This window comes from Streptomyces sp. NPDC057654, assembly GCF_042800135.1.
Lineage (GTDB): Bacteria > Actinomycetota > Actinomycetes > Streptomycetales > Streptomycetaceae > Streptomyces.
In genome coordinates, this window is the sequence record NZ_JBHVHQ010000083.1 from 1 (window position 1) to 16575 (window position 16575).

General features: G+C 69.0%; 15 protein-coding genes, 1 tRNA gene and 1 pseudogene. 11 read left to right on the plus strand and 6 right to left on the minus strand.

Going from position 1 to position 16575, the window contains the following annotated elements; genetic code table 11:
- A pseudogene (locus tag ACFU99_RS09805) lies at window positions 1–317 on the plus strand (hypothetical protein); the annotation flags it as partial.
- Between the two features lie 30 nt (window positions 318–347).
- Here ACFU99_RS09805 and ACFU99_RS09810 read toward each other — a convergent pair.
- The 4 genes from ACFU99_RS09810 to ACFU99_RS09825 all read right to left on the minus strand — a co-directional run bounded on the left by ACFU99_RS09810 (window position 348) and on the right by ACFU99_RS09825 (window position 2778).
- The gene (locus tag ACFU99_RS09810; RefSeq protein ID WP_384388394.1) at window positions 348–1265 is read right to left on the minus strand and encodes an RNA polymerase sigma factor SigF; all 918 of its coding nucleotides are present in this window, start codon (window positions 1263–1265) and stop codon (window positions 348–350) included.
- 16 nt (window positions 1266–1281) lie between these two features.
- Window positions 1282–1695: an anti-sigma regulatory factor gene (locus ACFU99_RS09815; protein WP_116213824.1), complete on the minus strand. Its 414-nt coding sequence runs from the start codon at window positions 1693–1695 to the stop codon at window positions 1282–1284.
- A 199-nt stretch (window positions 1696–1894) separates the two neighbouring features.
- On the minus strand, window positions 1895–2440 hold the full coding sequence (locus ACFU99_RS09820; protein WP_384388397.1) for a GNAT family N-acetyltransferase: 546 nt from the start codon (window positions 2438–2440) through the stop codon (window positions 1895–1897).
- A gap of 77 nt (window positions 2441–2517) precedes the next feature.
- Entirely contained in the window at window positions 2518–2778 is a 261-nt protein-coding gene (locus ACFU99_RS09825) for a UBP-type zinc finger domain-containing protein (protein WP_384388400.1), read from the minus strand.
- A gap of 102 nt (window positions 2779–2880) precedes the next feature.
- On the opposite strand from ACFU99_RS09825, the gene ACFU99_RS09830 reads away from it, so the two are divergent.
- Window positions 2881–4482: a Na+/H+ antiporter gene (locus tag ACFU99_RS09830; RefSeq protein ID WP_384388403.1), complete on the plus strand. Its 1602-nt coding sequence runs from the start codon at window positions 2881–2883 to the stop codon at window positions 4480–4482.
- Between the two features lie 76 nt (window positions 4483–4558).
- On the opposite strand, the gene ACFU99_RS09835 is transcribed toward ACFU99_RS09830, so the two are convergent.
- Window positions 4559–5602 carry an adenosine deaminase gene (locus ACFU99_RS09835; RefSeq protein ID WP_384388406.1) on the minus strand — a complete coding sequence of 348 codons (1044 nt, stop codon included), beginning with the start codon at window positions 5600–5602 and terminating at the stop codon, window positions 4559–4561.
- A gap of 139 nt (window positions 5603–5741) precedes the next feature.
- On the minus strand, window positions 5742–6980 hold the full coding sequence (locus tag ACFU99_RS09840) for a pyridoxal phosphate-dependent aminotransferase (RefSeq protein ID WP_384388409.1): 1239 nt from the start codon (window positions 6978–6980) through the stop codon (window positions 5742–5744).
- A 249-nt stretch (window positions 6981–7229) separates the two neighbouring features.
- Between ACFU99_RS09840 and ACFU99_RS09845 the strand changes: the two genes are divergently transcribed.
- From ACFU99_RS09845 to rpoB, 9 genes are all read left to right on the plus strand, one after another.
- Window positions 7230–7302, plus strand: a tRNA-Trp gene (locus ACFU99_RS09845).
- Window positions 7303–7410: 108 nt separating this feature from the next.
- Window positions 7411–7701 (plus strand): preprotein translocase subunit SecE, encoded by a 291-nt coding sequence (gene secE, locus ACFU99_RS09850; RefSeq protein WP_030883158.1) that lies wholly within the window; start codon window positions 7411–7413, stop codon window positions 7699–7701.
- Between the two features lie 77 nt (window positions 7702–7778).
- A complete protein-coding gene (nusG, locus tag ACFU99_RS09855; RefSeq protein ID WP_384388411.1) occupies window positions 7779–8678 on the plus strand; it encodes a transcription termination/antitermination protein NusG in 900 nt (299 codons plus the stop codon).
- Window positions 8679–8870: 192 nt separating this feature from the next.
- Window positions 8871–9305, plus strand: a complete 435-nt coding sequence (gene rplK, locus ACFU99_RS09860) for a 50S ribosomal protein L11 (protein WP_384388414.1) — start codon at window positions 8871–8873, stop codon at window positions 9303–9305.
- A 77-nt stretch (window positions 9306–9382) separates the two neighbouring features.
- A complete protein-coding gene (gene rplA, locus ACFU99_RS09865) occupies window positions 9383–10105 on the plus strand; it encodes a 50S ribosomal protein L1 (RefSeq protein ID WP_384388416.1) in 723 nt (240 codons plus the stop codon).
- Between the two features lie 156 nt (window positions 10106–10261).
- A complete protein-coding gene (locus ACFU99_RS09870; RefSeq protein WP_384388419.1) occupies window positions 10262–11146 on the plus strand; it encodes a hypothetical protein in 885 nt (294 codons plus the stop codon).
- A gap of 328 nt (window positions 11147–11474) precedes the next feature.
- Window positions 11475–12035: a 50S ribosomal protein L10 gene (gene rplJ, locus ACFU99_RS09875; RefSeq protein WP_384388422.1), complete on the plus strand. Its 561-nt coding sequence runs from the start codon at window positions 11475–11477 to the stop codon at window positions 12033–12035.
- A gap of 106 nt (window positions 12036–12141) precedes the next feature.
- A complete protein-coding gene (rplL, locus tag ACFU99_RS09880) occupies window positions 12142–12528 on the plus strand; it encodes a 50S ribosomal protein L7/L12 (RefSeq protein ID WP_384388425.1) in 387 nt (128 codons plus the stop codon).
- Window positions 12529–13076: 548 nt separating this feature from the next.
- Window positions 13077–16559 (plus strand): DNA-directed RNA polymerase subunit beta, encoded by a 3483-nt coding sequence (gene rpoB, locus ACFU99_RS09885; protein ID WP_384388428.1) that lies wholly within the window; start codon window positions 13077–13079, stop codon window positions 16557–16559.
- Window positions 16560–16575 lie beyond the last annotated feature (16 nt).

Here is a 16575-nt window from a genome sequence, read left to right on the forward strand (position 1 = left end):
TCTACATGCTGGTCATGGGGCTGGTGGGCGACCCCGACAGCCCGATGCAGGCGGAGACGGGCGGGGTGACCGTGCTCGTACTGGCGGCGCTGCCGCTGACCGCCGCCCGCGGGCTGCTGCTGCGGCGGCGCTGGAGCCGCGGCCCCGCGATGATCACGCAGCTGCTGTCGCTGCCCGTCGCCTGGACGCTCATCAGCAACGGCGGCGCGCTGATCGCCGTCGGAGCGGTCCTCGCCGCCGTCGCCGTGGTCGTACTGGCGCTGCTGGTCAACCCGACGGCCACCGAGGCGCTGGGCATCGGCCCCCGCGACGCGTAACCGGCCCCCTTCCCGACCGCCTCCCGCCCGCTACTCCTCCACGAGGAGCTTGTCGCGGAGCTGGGCGAGCGTGCGGGCCAGCAGCCGGGAGACGTGCATCTGCGAGATGCCGACCTCCTGCGCGATCTGCGACTGCGTCATATTGCCGAAGAAGCGGAGCAGCAGGATCTTCTTCTCGCGCGGTGGAAGATCCTCCAGCAGCGGCTTGAGGGACTCGCGGTACTCGACGCCCTCCAGCGCCTCGTCCTCCGCCCCCAGGGTGTCCGCGACGGCCGGCGACTCGTCGTCGGTGTCCGGCACGTCGAGGGAGAGGGTGCTGTAGGCATTGGCCGACTCCAGCCCCTCCAGCACCTCCTCCTCCGAGATGGCCAGCCGCTCGGCGAGCTCGTGCACCGTGGGCGCGCGGCCGTGCTGCTGGGACAGCTCCGCCGTGGCCGTGGTGAGGGCCAGCCGCAGCTCCTGGAGCCTGCGCGGCACCCGCACCGCCCAGCCCTTGTCCCGGAAGTGCCGCTTGATCTCGCCGACGACCGTCGGCGTCGCATACGTGGAGAACTCCACGCCGCGATCCGGGTCGAACCGGTCCACGGACTTGATCAGACCGATCGTGGCGACCTGGGTCAGGTCGTCCAGCGGCTCGCCCCGGTTGCGGAACCGCCGCGCCAGGTGTTCCACCAGCGGGAGGTGCAGCCGCACGAGGTGGTTGCGCAGCTCGGCCCGCTCGGGCGAGCCCACCGGAAGCTCCCGCAGTTCGAAGAACAGCGCTCGCGCACCACTGCGATCATGGGGGTCGTGGTGCTGGTGCCACGTCTGGTGCTGGTGCTGATCCATGTGGTCCGCCCGCTCTGGTCGGTCGCCGGGCTGCTCCGGCTCCACGTCCGCCGGGTGCGGCCGGGCAGGCTGTTGCGGGATGCCCGGGGTGCGCACTCCCCGCGATGATGCAGTACTCACGGAGCCCCCTCTTTTGTCACGGCTGTCCGGGACCTGCGCCGCGCTTCTTGTGCAGGCTGATGCTGACCGTACGGTCGTCCGCGACCGTCGAGTCGACCTCGCCGGCCAGCGCGGAGAGCACCGTCCAGGCGAAGGTGTCGCGCTCGGGGGCGCGGCCGTCCGTGGTGGGCGCCGAGACGGTCACCCGAAGCGCGTCCCCGACCAGGCGGAAGACGCAGCTGAGAACACTGCCGGGAACGGCTTGTTGCAGCAGGATCGCGCACGCCTCGTCCACCGCGATGCGCAGATCCTCGATCTCGTCGAGAGTGAAATCCAAACGGGCTGCGAGGCCGGCTGTCGCCGTCCGCAGTACCGACAGGTAGGCACCCGCAGCGGGCAGCCGGACTTCCACGAAGTCCTGGGTCCCGGGCTCGCCTGCGATCTGGGACACCCTCACCTCCAAGGTGGCACAAGCTTGTTGAGCTGTTACGAGCGCCGGTCCCGCAGTCCTCGTGACGGAGGCTGGGAGAGCCGGCGCGGCACACGGTTCGCCCGCGACGCTATCGCGATCCGGGTCGTGGTGCCGCAGCCCCACGACTGTCACTCATGGTAAGCCCATGAGTACGGACAGTGGCTAGGGGTCTGCGGCCTCAAATCGAAAGAGAAGTCGTCCTGTTGGCGTTTCCGTCACTCTCCGCTACTGCCGCGAGAGCGTGGAGCGGCTCCCCCGACAACCGTTGTACGGTCCAACCGTCCATCGGCTCGGCGCCGATGGACCGGTAGAAGTCGATCGACGGTTCGTTCCAATCCAGCACTGACCACTCGAAACGCTGATACCCACGCTCGACGCATATACGCGCGAGAGCCGCGAGAAGCGCCTTTCCGTGACCTTCACCGCGCGATTCCGGCCGCACATAGAGATCCTCAAGGTAGATACCGTGCGTGCCCGTCCACGTCGAATAGTTACGGAACCACAGCGCGAAGCCGATCGGTTGGGCCGGAGCGCCGTCCGCGCCCGCACCGTTTTCGTCGCTCTCCGCAATCAGAGCGAAGACCGCGGGGTGCTCCCCGAAGAGCGCCTCGCACAGCTGCTCCTCACTCGCCCGCGCGTCCTCCAGAGCCCGTTCGTACGCGGCGAGTTCGCGGATCATCGCGTGAATGACGGGTACGTCGGCGGGGGCGGCGGCTCGGATCATGAGTGCATGCTAACCGGCCGGTCCGACAACGCGGTCGGCGCTGTCGGGGGAGGGGTGCGGGCGGGGAGCCGGCGGCTTCAGACGATCCGCTGGTCCGCGAAGCACCAGCGCCAGTCCTGGCCCGGCTCGAAGCTGCGCATCACCGCGTGCCCGGTCGCCTCGTAGTGCCCCGTGGCATGCCGGAAGGGCGAGGAGTCGCAGCAGCCGACGTGCCCGCACACCAGGCACAACCGCAGCTGCACGGGATGGCTGCCCACCGCCAGGCACTCGGGACAGGTGTCGCCCAGCGGCGCGGGCTCGGGGCGCGGCAGCGCGGGAACGTGGGGGCACTCACTCATGATGACCAGGTTAGATCGGGTAGGCGGGCGGCGGAGCCGCCCCGTATAAGCCAGTACGAGAGGGAGCCGGAACAGCACATGATCAGGATGGGGGCATAGCCGATGGACGTCATGCCACTGCTGGTGCTCGTCGCCGTCAGCGCGGCCGTCGCGGGCGTGGCCCGCCGGGGGCCCGTTCCCGCGCCGCTGCTGCTGGTCGCCGTCGGGCTCGCCGCCTCGTACGTACCTGGGGCGCCGGACTACACCCTCGACCCGGACATCGTGCTGCCGCTGCTGCTGCCGCCGCTCCTGCACACCGCGGCGCTCGACAGCTCGTACCTGGACCTGCGGGCCAACGTGCGGCCGGTCGCCCTGCTCTCCGTCGGCTATGTGCTCTTCGCGGCCCTCGCCGTCGGCTACGTCGCCTACCTCGTGGTCCCGGACCTGCCGCTCACCGTCGCCCTGGTGCTGGGCGCGGTGATCGCCCCGCCGGACGCGGTCGCCGCCACCGCCATCGCGCGCCGTCTGCGGCTGCCCTCCCGGATGACCACGATCCTCCAGGGCGAGTCCCTGGTGAACGACGCGACCGCGATCACCGCCTACAAGGTGGCGCTGGCCGCGGCGGTCGGGGAGGGCGCGACCTGGGGCGAGGGCTTCAAGGAGTTCGGGCTCGCGGCCGTCGGCGGCGTCGGCGTCGGCCTCATCCTGATGGTGCCGCTGCACTGGCTGCGCAAGCGGCTGCGGGAGCCCCTGCTCCAGAACACGCTCTCGCTGCTGATCCCCTTCGTCGCGTACGCCGCCGCCGAGCGCTTCGAGGCGTCCGGGGTGCTCGCCGTCGTCACGGTCGGCCTCTACCTGGGGCACCACTCCTGGCAGGTCGACTTCGCGACCAGGCTCCAGGAGGCGGCGGTCTGGAAGATGGTCGCCTTCGTCCTCGAATCGTCCGTCTTCGCCTTGATCGGGCTCCAGCTGCGGGTCGTGCTGAAGGGGCTCGGCGAGTACGGGGTCGGCGAGGCCGTCTGGTACGCGGCGGCCGTCTTCGTGGCCGTCGTGGCGGCCCGCTTCGTCTGGGTGTTCCCCGCCACATTCCTGCCGCGCTTCCTGTCCGCCCGCGTACGCGAACGCGAACCCGACACCACGTGGACGGCGCCGGTCATCGTCGGCTGGGCCGGGATGCGGGGCGTGGTCTCCCTGGCCATCGCCTTCTCCATCCCGCTGACCACGCACGAGGCCACCGCGTTCCCGGCGCGCAACCTGGTGCTGTTCCTCACGTTCACCACGGTGATCGCGACGCTCGTCGTCCAGGGCCTCACCCTCCCCGTCCTGATCCGCCGCCTGAAGCTGCCGGGCCGCGACGTACAGGCCGAGACCCTCGCCGAGGCCCAGGCCCAGAACGAAGCCTCCACCGCCGCCGAGCGCCGCCTCGCCGAACTCCTCGACGACGACCGCAACGCGCTCCCGCAGCCGCTCGCCGACCGCCTCCGCACGGTCATGGACCGCCGCCGCAACGCGGTGTGGGAGCGGCTCGGGACGGTGAACGAGACCACGGGGGAGTCTGCCGATGAGACATACCGGCGGCTGGCCCGGGAGATGATCGGCGCCGAGCGCCAGGTCTTCGTGGAACTGCGGGACGCCCGCCGCATCGATGACGAGATGTTGCGCACGCTGCTGCGGCGGCTGGACTTGGAGGAGGCCGCCGCCTATCGGGAGGAGGCGGCGGATTGACACGGGGCTCCGCCCCGGACCCCGGTCCTCAATCTCCCCCAGCTACCGCTGGGAGGTGCCCCCTGACGGGCTTGGTTTACGTCGTCAGCCACTCGTCGATTTCGTTCAAGAGTCCGGTGCGGACGGGTTCCGGGGCGGCTGAGGCGCGTACGGACTGGCGGGCGAGTTCGGCCAGTTCGGGGTCGGTGAAGGCGTGGTGTTCGCGGGCGATCTCGTACTGGGCCGCGAGGCGGGCGCCGAAGAGGAGGGGGTCGTCCGCGCCGAGGGCCATGGGGACGCCTGCCTCGAACAGGGTGCGCAGGGGGACGTCCTCCTGCTTCTCGTAGACGCCGAGGGCCACGTTCGAGGCGGGGCACACCTCGCACGTCACCCCGCGGTCGGCGAGGCGGCGCAGCAGGCGGGGGTCCTCCGCCGCCCGCACGCCGTGGCCGACGCGGGCCGCGTGCAGGTCGTCCAGGCAGTCGCGGACGCTGCTCGGCCCCGACAGCTCGCCGCCGTGCGGCGCGGCCAGCAGGCCGCCGTCGCGGGCGATGGCGAAGGCACGGTCGAAGTCGCGCGCGAGGCCGCGGCGTTCGTCGTTGGAGAGGCCGAAGCCGACCACGCCGCGGTCGGCGTAGCGCACCGCGAGCCGGGCGAGGGTACGGGCGTCCAGCGGGTGCTTCATCCGGTTGGCGGCGACCAGCACGCGGATGCCGACGCCGGTGTCCCGGGAGGCGGCCTCGGCGGCGTCGAGGATGATCTCCAGGGCGGGGATGAGGCCGCCCAGCCGGGGCGCGTACGAGGTGGGGTCGACCTGGATCTCCAGCCACCGGGAACCGTCGCGGACGTCCTCCTCGGCGGCCTCGCGCACCAGGCGGCGGATGTCGTCGGGGGTGCGCAGGCAGGAGCGGGCGATGTCGTACAGCCGCTGGAAGCGGAACCAGCCGCGCTCGTCCGTCGCCCGCAGTCTCGGCGGCTCGCCGCCCTTCAGCGCCTCGGGCAGGTGCACGCCGTACTTGTCGGCCAGTTCGAGCAGGGTCGACGGGCGCATCGACCCCGTGAAGTGCAGATGCAGATGGGCCTTGGGCAGCAGGCGCAGATCACGGCGGGCGGCTTCGCCACGGGTACGAACACTCTCCATTCAGAGATCTTGCCGCACCCGCACGCCCGCCGGTAGGGGCTTTGCGCGAATAAGACCCTGAACGGGCGGCGGCCCGAAAGCGGATACGGGCCCCCGGCCGACGGCCGGAGACCCGTGGGGAGGCGTGTGCGTACGCCCGTCAGGCCGCGGCCTCCGCCAGGAGCTTCTGGAGCCGGGAGACGCCCTCGACGAGGTCGTCGTCGCCGAGCGCGTACGACAGGCGCAGGTAGCCCGGCGTGCCGAACGCCTCGCCCGGGACCACCGCGACCTCGGCCTCGTCCAGGATCAGCGCCGCCAGCTCGCCCGAGGTGGCGGGGCGCTTGCCGCGGATCTCCTTGCCGAGCAGGGCCTTCACCGAGGGGTACGCGTAGAACGCGCCTTCCGGCTCGGGGCACTCGACGCCGTCGATCTCGTTGAGCATCCGCACGATGGTGCGGCGGCGGCGGTCGAAGGCCTCGCGCATCTTCGCGACGGCCGTCAGGTCGCCGGAGACGGCGGCCAGGGCCGCGACCTGCGCGACGTTGGAGACGTTGGAGGTGGCGTGCGACTGGAGGTTGGTCGCGGCCTTCACCACGTCCTTCGGGCCGATGACCCAGCCCACCCGCCAGCCGGTCATCGCGTACGTCTTGGCGACGCCGTTGACCACGATGCACTTGTCCGCCAGCTCCGGGACCACCACCGGCAGCGAGCAGAACTCCGCGTCCCCGTAGACCAGGTGCTCGTAGATCTCGTCGGTGAGCACCCACAGGCCGTGCTCGGCGGCCCAGCGGCCGACCTCCTCGACCTGCGCGCGGGTGTAGACCGCGCCGGTCGGGTTCGAGGGGGAGACGAAGAGCAGCACCTTGGTGTTCTCCGTACGGGCCGCCTCCAGCTGCTCCACCGAGACGCGGTAGCCGGTCGTCTCGTCGGCGACGACCGGCACGGGGACGCCACCCGCGAGCCGGATCGACTCCGGGTAGGTGGTCCAGTACGGGGCGGGCACGATGACCTCGTCGCCCGGGTCGAGGATCGAGGCGAACGCCTCGTAGATGGCCTGCTTGCCGCCGTTGGTCACCAGCACCTGGTCCGCGCCGACCTCGTAGCCGGAGTCGCGCAGCGTCTTCGCGGCGATCGCGGCCTTGAGCTCGGGGAGGCCGCCGGCGGGGGTGTAGCGGTGGTACTTCGGGTTGCGGCAGGCTTCCACGGCGGCCTCGACGATGTAGTCGGGCGTGGGGAAGTCCGGCTCGCCGGCGCCGAAGCCGATCACCGGGCGCCCGGCGGCCTTGAGGGCCTTGGCCTTGGCGTCGACGGCGAGCGTCGCGGACTCGGAGATCGACCCGACGCGGGCCGACACCCGGCGGTCGGCGGGGGACTGTGCGGGAGGAGTAGCAGCGGTCATGCATGCATCGTTGCAGACCCGCCGCGGCCCCGGCACGTGAGTTCCGTAACGGGCGCGAGCCCAGTGATCATGGGGCGGAGGCGGGTCCGGGGGCGGGGGCTATGCGCGTCGCGGCGGGTGGATCGGACGTTCCTGTTCGACGTCGGTCCCTCCAGCACGTACACTCAGGCGTCGTTGGCCCTCAGCGGCGGCACGTTCGTGCGCACTCCATGCGTCCGAGTGGATGCGGTACGTTGGGGGGAACCACAAAGGGTCGTAGCTCAATTGGTAGAGCACTGGTCTCCAAAACCAGCGGTTGGGGGTTCAAGTCCCTCCGGCCCTGCTACACGCATCTTCACCATGGTGCGTGCATGCGTACGTAGTGAATTGCACCGCCGTGCGGCTCAACCGGGCGCGGCACGGACACGACCCGGATTCAGGTGAGGACGTAGTGACGGAAGCCCTTGGCTCCACCGCGACGCCTGAGAGCGGTCGTCCCGAGGACGAGGTGGCGGCCAAGAAGGCACGCCGCGGCGGGAAGCGCGGGAAGAAGGGCCCCTTCGGCCGCCTCGCGCTCTTCTACCGCCAGATCGTCGCTGAACTCCGCAAGGTCGTCTGGCCCACTCGGAACCAGCTCTCGACGTACACCTCTGTGGTGATCGTCTTCGTTGTCATCGTCATCGGCCTGGTGACCGTGATTGACTATGGGTTCAACAACGCCGTCAAGTACGTCTTCGGCTGAGCCCGCGACGGGCGACGGCAATCGAAGCGTCGCCCTTCGCCTGTTCCACCCCTTGTAGCCAGGAAGAAGCAGCCACAGTGTCTGACCCGAACCTGAACGACGCCGCCGAGCCCGTCGAGGCGGCAGCGGCCGACGTGGACGCGCCGGCCGTCGCGGACGAGGTCGGCGACGACACCGAACTGCAAATCGTCGAGAACGCCGACGGCGTCGACGAGCTGGACGCCGAGGAGGCCGCGGCCGGAGAGCCCGCCGAGGAGGCCGCCCTCCACGTCGAGGGCGACGCCGAGGCCGTGGCCGAGGTCGCCGAGGACGAGGCCGCCGAAGCCGTCGAGGCCGAGGCCGCCGCGGAGCACGAGGACGTCGACCCGATCGAGGCGCTCCGCCAGGAGCTGCGCGTCCTGCCGGGCGAGTGGTACGTCATCCACACCTACGCGGGCTACGAGAACCGCGTGAAGACCAACCTCGAACAGCGCGCCGTCTCGCTGAACGTCGAGGACTACATCTTCCAGGCCGAGGTGCCGCAGGAAGAGGTCGTCCAGATCAAGAACGGCGACCGCCGCACCGTCCGCCAGAACAAGCTCCCCGGCTACGTGCTGGTGCGCATGGACCTGACGAACGAGTCGTGGGGCGTCGTGCGCAACACGCCCGGCGTCACGGGCTTCGTGGGCAACGCCTACGACCCGTACCCGCTGACCCTGGACGAGATCGTCAAGATGCTCGCCCCGGAGGCCGAGGAGAAGGCCGCCCGCGAGGCCGCCGAGGCCGAGGGCAAGCCCGCGCCGTCCCGCAAGGTCGAGGTCCAGGTGCTGGACTTCGAGGTGGGCGACTCGGTCACCGTCACCGACGGCCCGTTCGCCACGCTCCAGGCGACCATCAACGAGATCAACGCCGACTCGAAGAAGGTCAAGGGCCTCGTCGAGATCTTCGGCCGCGAGACCCCGGTCGAGCTCAGCTTCGACCAGATCCAGAAGAACTGACGCTCTTCTGGAACACCGGCTTCCGAACAGGTCAGATCGGCTCTCGCGGGGGGTTTCTCCCGCTGATGGGAACCGGTCTGACCTGCTCGGTTTTCTGCCGCACGGCTATACCCGTTATCGTTGTGCGGTATGCCTCCATCCGGATGACCGGATTCGGGGGCGAAACACCTCTCACTAGGACCCGGAGAGAGCATGCCTCCCAAGAAGAAGAAGGTCACGGGGCTGATCAAGCTCCAGATCTCGGCCGGTGCGGCCAACCCGGCTCCGCCGGTCGGCCCCGCGCTGGGCCAGCACGGCGTCAACATCATGGAGTTCTGCAAGGCCTACAACGCCGCGACCGAGTCGCAGCGTGGCATGGTCGTGCCGGTGGAGATCACGGTCTACGAAGACCGCTCCTTCACCTTCATCACCAAGACTCCGCCGGCCGCCAAGCTGATCCTCAAGGCCGCGGGTGTGGACAAGGGCTCCGGCGAGCCGCACAAGACCAAGGTCGCCAAGATCTCCCGCGACCAGGTCCGCGACATCGCCACCACCAAGATGCCCGACCTGAACGCCAACGACCTGGACGCCGCCGAGAAGATCATCGCCGGCACCGCCCGTTCCATGGGCATCACGGTCGAGGGCTGATCACCCCCGTAGCACCCCGTGGAAGGACCACGCGCTGGTCCGTACCACGACTCCACACTCAGCACTGAGGAGAAGCAGTGAAGCGCAGCAAGACTCTCCGCGGCGCGGACGCCAAGGTCGACGCGGAGCGCCAGTACGCCCCGCTTGAGGCCATCCGTCTCGCCAAGGACACCTCTGCGACCAAGTTCGACGCGACTGTCGAGGTCGCCATGCGTCTGGGCGTCGACCCGCGCAAGGCCGACCAGATGGTCCGCGGCACCGTGAACCTTCCGCACGGCACCGGTAAGACCGCCCGGGTCCTGGTCTTCGCGACCGGCGACCGTGCTGCGGCCGCGGAAGCCGCGGGCGCCGACATCGTCGGCTCCGACGAACTGATCGACGAGGTCGCGAAGGGCCGTCTGGACTTCGACGCCGTCGTCGCCACCCCGGACCTCATGGGCAAGGTCGGCCGCCTCGGCCGCGTGCTCGGTCCGCGTGGTCTGATGCCGAACCCGAAGACCGGCACGGTCACCCCGGACGTGGCGAAGGCTGTCACGGACATCAAGGGCGGCAAGATCGAGTTCCGCGTCGACAAGCACTCGAACCTGCACTTCATCATCGGCAAGGTGTCGTTCGACGAGGCCAAGCTGGTCGAGAACTACGCCGCGGCGCTCGAAGAGGTCACCCGCCTCAAGCCGTCCGCCGCGAAGGGCCGCTACATCAAGAAGGCGACCCTGACCACGACGATGGGCCCCGGCATCCCGCTGGACCCCAACCGCACCCGCAACCTCCTCGTCGAGGAGGACCCGGCGGCCGTCTGATCCGGACGCCCGCCGCGGGTAGCGCGGTGTAGATCGCGGTACGCACATACGAGCCGGGTCCCACGTCTCCATCGAGGCGCGGGGCCCGGCTCGTGGCGTTGTCGGTGCCCTCCACTAGAGTCGTGCCCGTTCTAAAAGGTGATTAAAGGGGGAACGATGAGGATCACGCGAGTGGCGACGGCCGCGGCCGGTGTCGTGCTGATGGCGGGCCTGACGGCCTGCGGGGGCGGCGACGGGGGCAAGGACGACGCCAAGGGCAGCGGCAAGGCATCCGGCGGCGGGAACGCCGCGCCGGGCGAGGCGGCGCTCGCGGCGCTCCAGAGCGTGTCGAAGAAGGCGGGCGAGCAGCACTCGGCCAAGGTCGACGGCACGACGGTGATGGGCGAGATGCACGCCGACATGAAGGGCGACATGGACTGGTCCGACGGCATACGGGCCAACATGACCATGACCCAGAAGGGCGGCCTGGCGGACGCCGCGCCGACGGCCGGCAAGCCGATGCGAGCCCGGTACCTGCCCGACGCGATGTACATGAACCTGGGCAGCTCGCTCGGCCCCAAGGCGCAGGGCAAGAGCTGGGTGAAGTACAGCTATGACGCGATGGCCGCGCAGGGAGGCGCCTCCGGGGCTCTCGTCAAGGACCAGATGAAGAACAACGACCCGGCCCGCTCGGTGGACCTTCTCATCGCCTCCGGCAAGGTCAAGGACGTCGGCAAGGAGGACGTCCGCGGCAAGCAGGCGACCCACTACACCGGAAAGATCAGCGTCTCCGAAATCGCGGGCCTACAGTCCAAGTCCCTCTCCAAGAAGGACCTGGACGCGTTGCAGAAGCAGCTTGAGCAGAGCGGCATGGACACTGAGACGGTCGACCTGTGGGTCGACAGCGACCACCTCCTGGTGAAGCGGCAGGAGCAGGCCCAGGGGAAGAAGTTCTCCATGAACACCACGGTCTTCTACTCCGACTACGGCACCAAGGTCTCCGTGGCGCCCCCGGCGGCCTCGGAGACGGTCGACTACACGGAGCTCATGCCGAAGCAGTAGGCGAGGGCGGTACGCGGCGGGCGGACCGCGAGCGGGCGGGCCGACAGCCGGACACCGGCCGATTTGCTTGTCGGCCGCCCGTTCGCGTACCTTTGCGAAGAAGCCAAAGACCGCTGGTCGTCGCTGTGCCTCCGTAGGGGGTGTGGTGGCCGAAGGATTCCGCTAGCTGCGGGCGACCTGCGCAGGTGTTCAGGTCGAACTCCCGCTGTGACCGCAAGGTCCGTGCGGTCGAGTCACGCCCCGTGCGCCCGCGCCGGGGCGTTTCGTTTTGCCCAGGTCCCTTCTCGCGTCTATGCGGTCCGAATCACCCGGAAGGAGGCCGAGGCTCATGGCGAGGCCCGACAAGGCTGCCGCGGTTGCCGAGCTCGCGGATCAGTTCCGCAGCTCCAACGCCGCCGTGCTGACCGAGTACCGCGGTCTCACCGTGGCACAGCTCAAGGAGCTGCGCCGTTCGCTCGGTGAGAACGCCCAGTACGCCGTGGTGAAGAACACGCTGACCAAGATCGCGGCCAACGAGGCCGGGATCTCTTCGCTCGACGACCTGTTCAACGGTCCGACGGCGGTCGCCTTCGTCTCCGGTGACCCGGTGACGTCGGCGAAGGGTCTCCGTGACTTCGCCAAGGAGAACCCCAACCTCATCATCAAGGGCGGTGTCCTTGACGGTAAGGCGCTGTCCGCCGATGAGTTCAAGAAGCTCGCGGACCTTGAGTCCCGCGAGGTGCTGCTCGCCAAGCTGGCCGGCGGCATGAAGGCGTCCATGGCCAAGGCCGCGGCGACCTTCCAGGCCCCGCTCACGAAGTTCGTCCGCACCACGGACGCCCTTCGCAGCAAGGTCGAGCAGGGCGGTGCCGGTACGCCGGCTCCCGCCGAGGCCGAGGCCGCCGAGTAGTCCGAGCCCCGCGCTCGCTCCACTCGCGCCCGTCACGGTCGCAGCGGGCCCGTACGCCCGCCGAAATGTACATCCGGCACCCGCCGATTAGTGGAAGGACGCCATCATGGCGAAGCTCACCCAGGAAGAGCTGCTGGCGCAGTTCGAAGACATGACCCTCCTTGAGCTCTCCGGCTTTGTGAAGCTCTTCGAGGAGAAGTTCGACGTCGAGGCCGCCGCCCCCGTCGCCGTCGCCGCTGTCGGCGGTGCCGCCGGCGGTGCCGCCGAGGCCGTCGAGGAGCAGGACGAGTTCGACGTCATCCTCACCGGCGCCGGCGAGAAGAAGATCCAGGTCATCAAGGTCGTGCGTGAGCTGACCTCGCTGGGTCTGAAGGAGGCCAAGGACCTCGTCGACGGCACCCCGAAGCCGGTCCTGGAGAAGGTCGCGAAGGAGGCCGCCGAGAAGGCTGCCGAGTCCCTCAAGGCCGCCGGCGCCTCCGTCGAGGTCAAGTGACCCGCGGAGTCAGCTGACTCCTGAGCTGTTTCTCAAGGGCGATCACCCATGTGGGTGGTCGCCTTTGGGCGTTCCCGCCCTGGCTGCGTTGCCTGCGCGGTCAGGACGAGTATGGTGATCTTCGTTGCCCCGCAGTGCGGCCTCGTGACGATCGCAACGGGGTGGGGGGCCTTGACGAACGGCACACAGCGCGCAATTCTCAGGACGCGTCGTCACATCGGTCCTAGGTCCGAGGCATGGAACGAGGGCGAAGCGGGAAGCCTTGCGGCAGGCGTTGAAGAACGCATAGCAGAACAACGAGGGGGAGACCCCTCCCGGAGGGAGAGGGTGGCGCTGCCGGTCTCCGGAAACCCGGGCTGGACATCAGTGTGGCTAGTGGCTACACTGACCCTTTGCGCTGCCTGTTAGCTGCTCCCTGCCCGTCACCAGGGGCATGCCCACTGCCGAGCACTGCTGATTGAACGTCCCTGATCTGGGATTTCTCTCGGTGTGCCGAAAGTGGGACCGGTACGCGCGTAGTGAGTCCGAGCCCTCGGAAGGACCCCCTCTTGGCCGCCTCGCGCAACGCCTCGACTGCCAATACGAACAACGGCGCCAGCACCGCCCCGCTGCGCATCTCATTTGCGAAGATCAAAGAACCCCTTGAGGTTCCGAACCTCCTTGCGCTGCAGACCGAGAGCTTCGATTGGCTGCTCGGCAATGCCGCATGGAAGGGTCGTGTCGAGGCTGCGCTGGACAGTGGTCAGGACGTCCCCACGAAGTCCGGTCTGGAGGAGATCTTCGAGGAGATCTCCCCGATCGAGGACTTCTCCGGGTCGATGTCGCTGACCTTCCGCGACCACCGCTTCGAGCCCCCGAAGAACTCCATCGACGAGTGCAAGGACCGCGACTTCACGTACGCGGCCCCGCTCTTCGTCACCGCCGAGTTCACCAACAACGAGACCGGCGAGATCAAGTCCCAGACGGTCTTCATGGGCGACTTCCCGCTCATGACGAACAAGGGCACCTTCTGCATCAACGGCACCGAGCGTGTCGTCGTGTCGCAGCTGGTCCGCTCGCCGGGCGTCTACTTCGACTCCTCCATCGACAAGACGTCCGACAAGGACATCTTCTCGGCCAAGGTCATCCCGTCCCGGGGCGCCTGGCTGGAGCTGGAGATCGACAAGCGCGACATGGTCGGTGTCCGCATCGACCGCAAGCGCAAGCAGTCCGTCACCGTTCTCCTGAAGGCTCTCGGCTGGACGACCGAGCAGATCCTGGAGGAGTTCGGCGAGTACGAGTCCATGCGCGCCACCCTGGAGAAGGACCACACCCAGGGCCAGGACGACGCGCTGCTCGACATCTACCGCAAGCTGCGTCCGGGCGAGCCGCCGACGCGTGAGGCCGCGCAGACGCTGCTGGAGAACCTCTACTTCAACCCGAAGCGCTACGACCTCGCGAAGGTCGGCCGCTACAAGGTGAACAAGAAGCTCGGCGCGGACCAGCCGCTGGACGCCGGCGTCCTCACCACCGACGACGTCATCGCGACCATCAAGTACCTGGTCAAGCTGCACGCCGGCGAGGTCGAGACGGTCGGTGAGAACGGCACCTCGATCGTCGTCGAGACCGACGACATCGACCACTTCGGCAACCGCCGCCTGCGCAACGTCGGCGAGCTCATCCAGAACCAGGTCCGCACGGGTCTGGCCCGTATGGAGCGCGTCGTCCGCGAGCGGATGACCACCCAGGACGTCGAGGCGATCACGCCGCAGACCCTGATCAACATCCGGCCGGTCGTCGCCTCCATCAAGGAGTTCTTCGGCACCAGCCAGCTGTCCCAGTTCATGGACCAGACCAACCCGCTGTCGGGCCTGACCCACAAGCGCCGCCTGTCGGCGCTGGGCCCCGGTGGTCTGAGCCGTGAGCGGGCGGGCTTCGAGGTCCGTGACGTGCACCCCTCGCACTACGGCCGCATGTGCCCGATCGAGACGCCGGAAGGCCCGAACATCGGCCTGATCGGCTCCCTCGCCTCGTACGGCCGGGTCAACGCGTTCGGCTTCGTCGAGACCCCGTACCGCAAGGTCACCGAGGGCGTCGTCACCGACCAGGTGGACTTCCTCACCGCCGATGAGGAAGACCGCTTCGTCATCGCGCAGGCGAACGCCCCGCTGACGGACGAGAACACCTACGCCGAGGACCGCGTCCTGGTCCGCCGCCGCGGCGGCGAGATCGACTACGTGCCCGGCACCGAGATCGACTACATGGACGTCTCGCCGCGCCAGATGGTGTCGGTCGCGACCGCCATGATCCCGTTCCTTGAGCACGACGACGCCAACCGCGCGCTCATGGGATCGAACATGATGCGCCAGGCCGTGCCGCTCATCAAGGCGGAGGCCCCGCTGGTCGGCACCGGCATGGAGTACCGCTGCGCGGTCGACGCCGGCGACGTCATCAAGGCCGAGAAGGACGGTGTGGTCCAGGAGGTCTCCGCGGACTACGTCACCGTCGCCAACGACGACGGCACGTACAACACGTACCGGGTCGCGAAGTTCTCCCGCTCGAACCAGGGCACGTCCTTCAACCAGAAGGTCGTCGTGGACGAGGGCGCCCGAGTGATCACCGGTCAGGTGCTCGCCGACGGCCCGTCCACGGACGAGGGCGAGATGGCGCTCGGCAAGAACCTCCTCGTGGCGTTCATGCCGTGGGAGGGCCACAACTACGAGGACGCGATCATCCTGTCGCAGCGCCTCGTGCAGGACGACGTCCTCTCCTCGATCCACATCGAGGAGCACGAGGTCGACGCCCGTGACACCAAGCTCGGCCCGGAGGAGATCACCCGGGACATCCCGAACGTCTCCGAGGAGGTCCTCGCGGACCTCGACGAGCGCGGCATCATCCGCATCGGCGCCGAGGTCGTGGCCGGCGACATCCTGGTCGGCAAGGTCACGCCCAAGGGCGAGACCGAGCTGACCCCGGAGGAGCGCCTGCTCCGCGCGATCTTCGGCGAGAAGGCGCGCGAGGTGCGCGACACCTCGCTGAAGGTGCCGCACGGCGAGATCGGCAAGGTCATCGGCGTCCGCGTCTTCGACCGCGAGGAGGGCGACGAGCTGCCCCCCGGCGTGAACCAGCTGGTCCGCGTCTACGTCGCGCAGAAGCGCAAGATCACCGACGGTGACAAGCTCGCCGGCCGCCACGGCAACAAGGGCGTCATCTCCAAGATCCTGCCGGTCGAGGACATGCCGTTCCTGGAGGACGGCACCCCGGTCGACATCATCCTCAACCCCCTCGGCGTGCCGTCCCGAATGAACCCGGGACAGGTCCTCGAAATCCACCTGGGCTGGCTCGCCAGCCGGGGCTGGAAGGTCGAGGGCAGCGAGGAGTGGATGCAGCGCCTCCAGTCCATCGGCGCCGACGACGTCGCGCCGGGCACCAACGTCGCGACCCCGGTCTTCGACGGCGCCCGCGAGGACGAGATCGCCGGTCTCTTCGAGTCGACGATCCCCAACCGCGACGGCGAGCGCATGGTGCTCCCGTCCGGCAAGGCCCGGATGTTCGACGGCCGCTCCGGCGAGCCGTTCCCGGACCCGATCTCGGTCGGGTACATGTACATCCTCAAGCTGCACCACCTGGTCGACGACAAGCTGCACGCCCGGTCGACCGGCCCGTACTCGATGATCACCCAGCAGCCGCTGGGTGGTAAGGCCCAGTTCGGTGGCCAGCGCTTCGGTGAGATGGAGGTGTGGGCGCTGGAGGCTTACGGCGCCGCGTACGCCCTCCAGGAGCTGCTGACCATCAAGTCCGACGACGTGACCGGCCGCGTGAAGGTCTACGAGGCCATCGTCAAGGGCGAGAACATCCCTGAGCCCGGCATCCCCGAGTCCTTCAAGGTGCTCATCAAGGAGATGCAGTCCCTCTGCCTCAACGTGGAGGTGCTGTCCTCGGACGGCATGTCCATCGAGATGCGCGACACCGACGAGGACGTCTTCCGCGCGGCGGAGGAGCTCGGCATCGACCTGTCCCGGCGCGAGCCGAGCAGCGTCGAAGAGGTCTGACGGGTCTGGCCGGGGC

What these genes read in the sequence shown, in the direction of transcription:
- rplJ (WP_384388422.1), top strand. Translation starts at nt 11,475, where the DNA reads ATGGCGAGGCCCGACAAGGCTGCCGCGGTTGCCGAGCTCGCGGATCAG.
- ACFU99_RS09820 (WP_384388397.1), bottom strand. Translation starts at nt 2,440, where the DNA reads ATGATCCGAGCCGCCGCCCCCGCCGACGTACCCGTCATTCACGCGATG.
- ACFU99_RS09830 (WP_384388403.1), top strand. Translation starts at nt 2,881, where the DNA reads ATGGACGTCATGCCACTGCTGGTGCTCGTCGCCGTCAGCGCGGCCGTC.
- ACFU99_RS09840 (WP_384388409.1), bottom strand. Translation starts at nt 6,980, where the DNA reads ATGACCGCTGCTACTCCTCCCGCACAGTCCCCCGCCGACCGCCGGGTG.
- ACFU99_RS09835 (WP_384388406.1), bottom strand. Translation starts at nt 5,602, where the DNA reads ATGGAGAGTGTTCGTACCCGTGGCGAAGCCGCCCGCCGTGATCTGCGC.
- ACFU99_RS09825 (WP_384388400.1), bottom strand. Translation starts at nt 2,778, where the DNA reads ATGAGTGAGTGCCCCCACGTTCCCGCGCTGCCGCGCCCCGAGCCCGCG.
- rplL (WP_384388425.1), top strand. Translation starts at nt 12,142, where the DNA reads ATGGCGAAGCTCACCCAGGAAGAGCTGCTGGCGCAGTTCGAAGACATG.
- ACFU99_RS09870 (WP_384388419.1), top strand. Translation starts at nt 10,262, where the DNA reads ATGAGGATCACGCGAGTGGCGACGGCCGCGGCCGGTGTCGTGCTGATG.
- rplK (WP_384388414.1), top strand. Translation starts at nt 8,871, where the DNA reads ATGCCTCCCAAGAAGAAGAAGGTCACGGGGCTGATCAAGCTCCAGATC.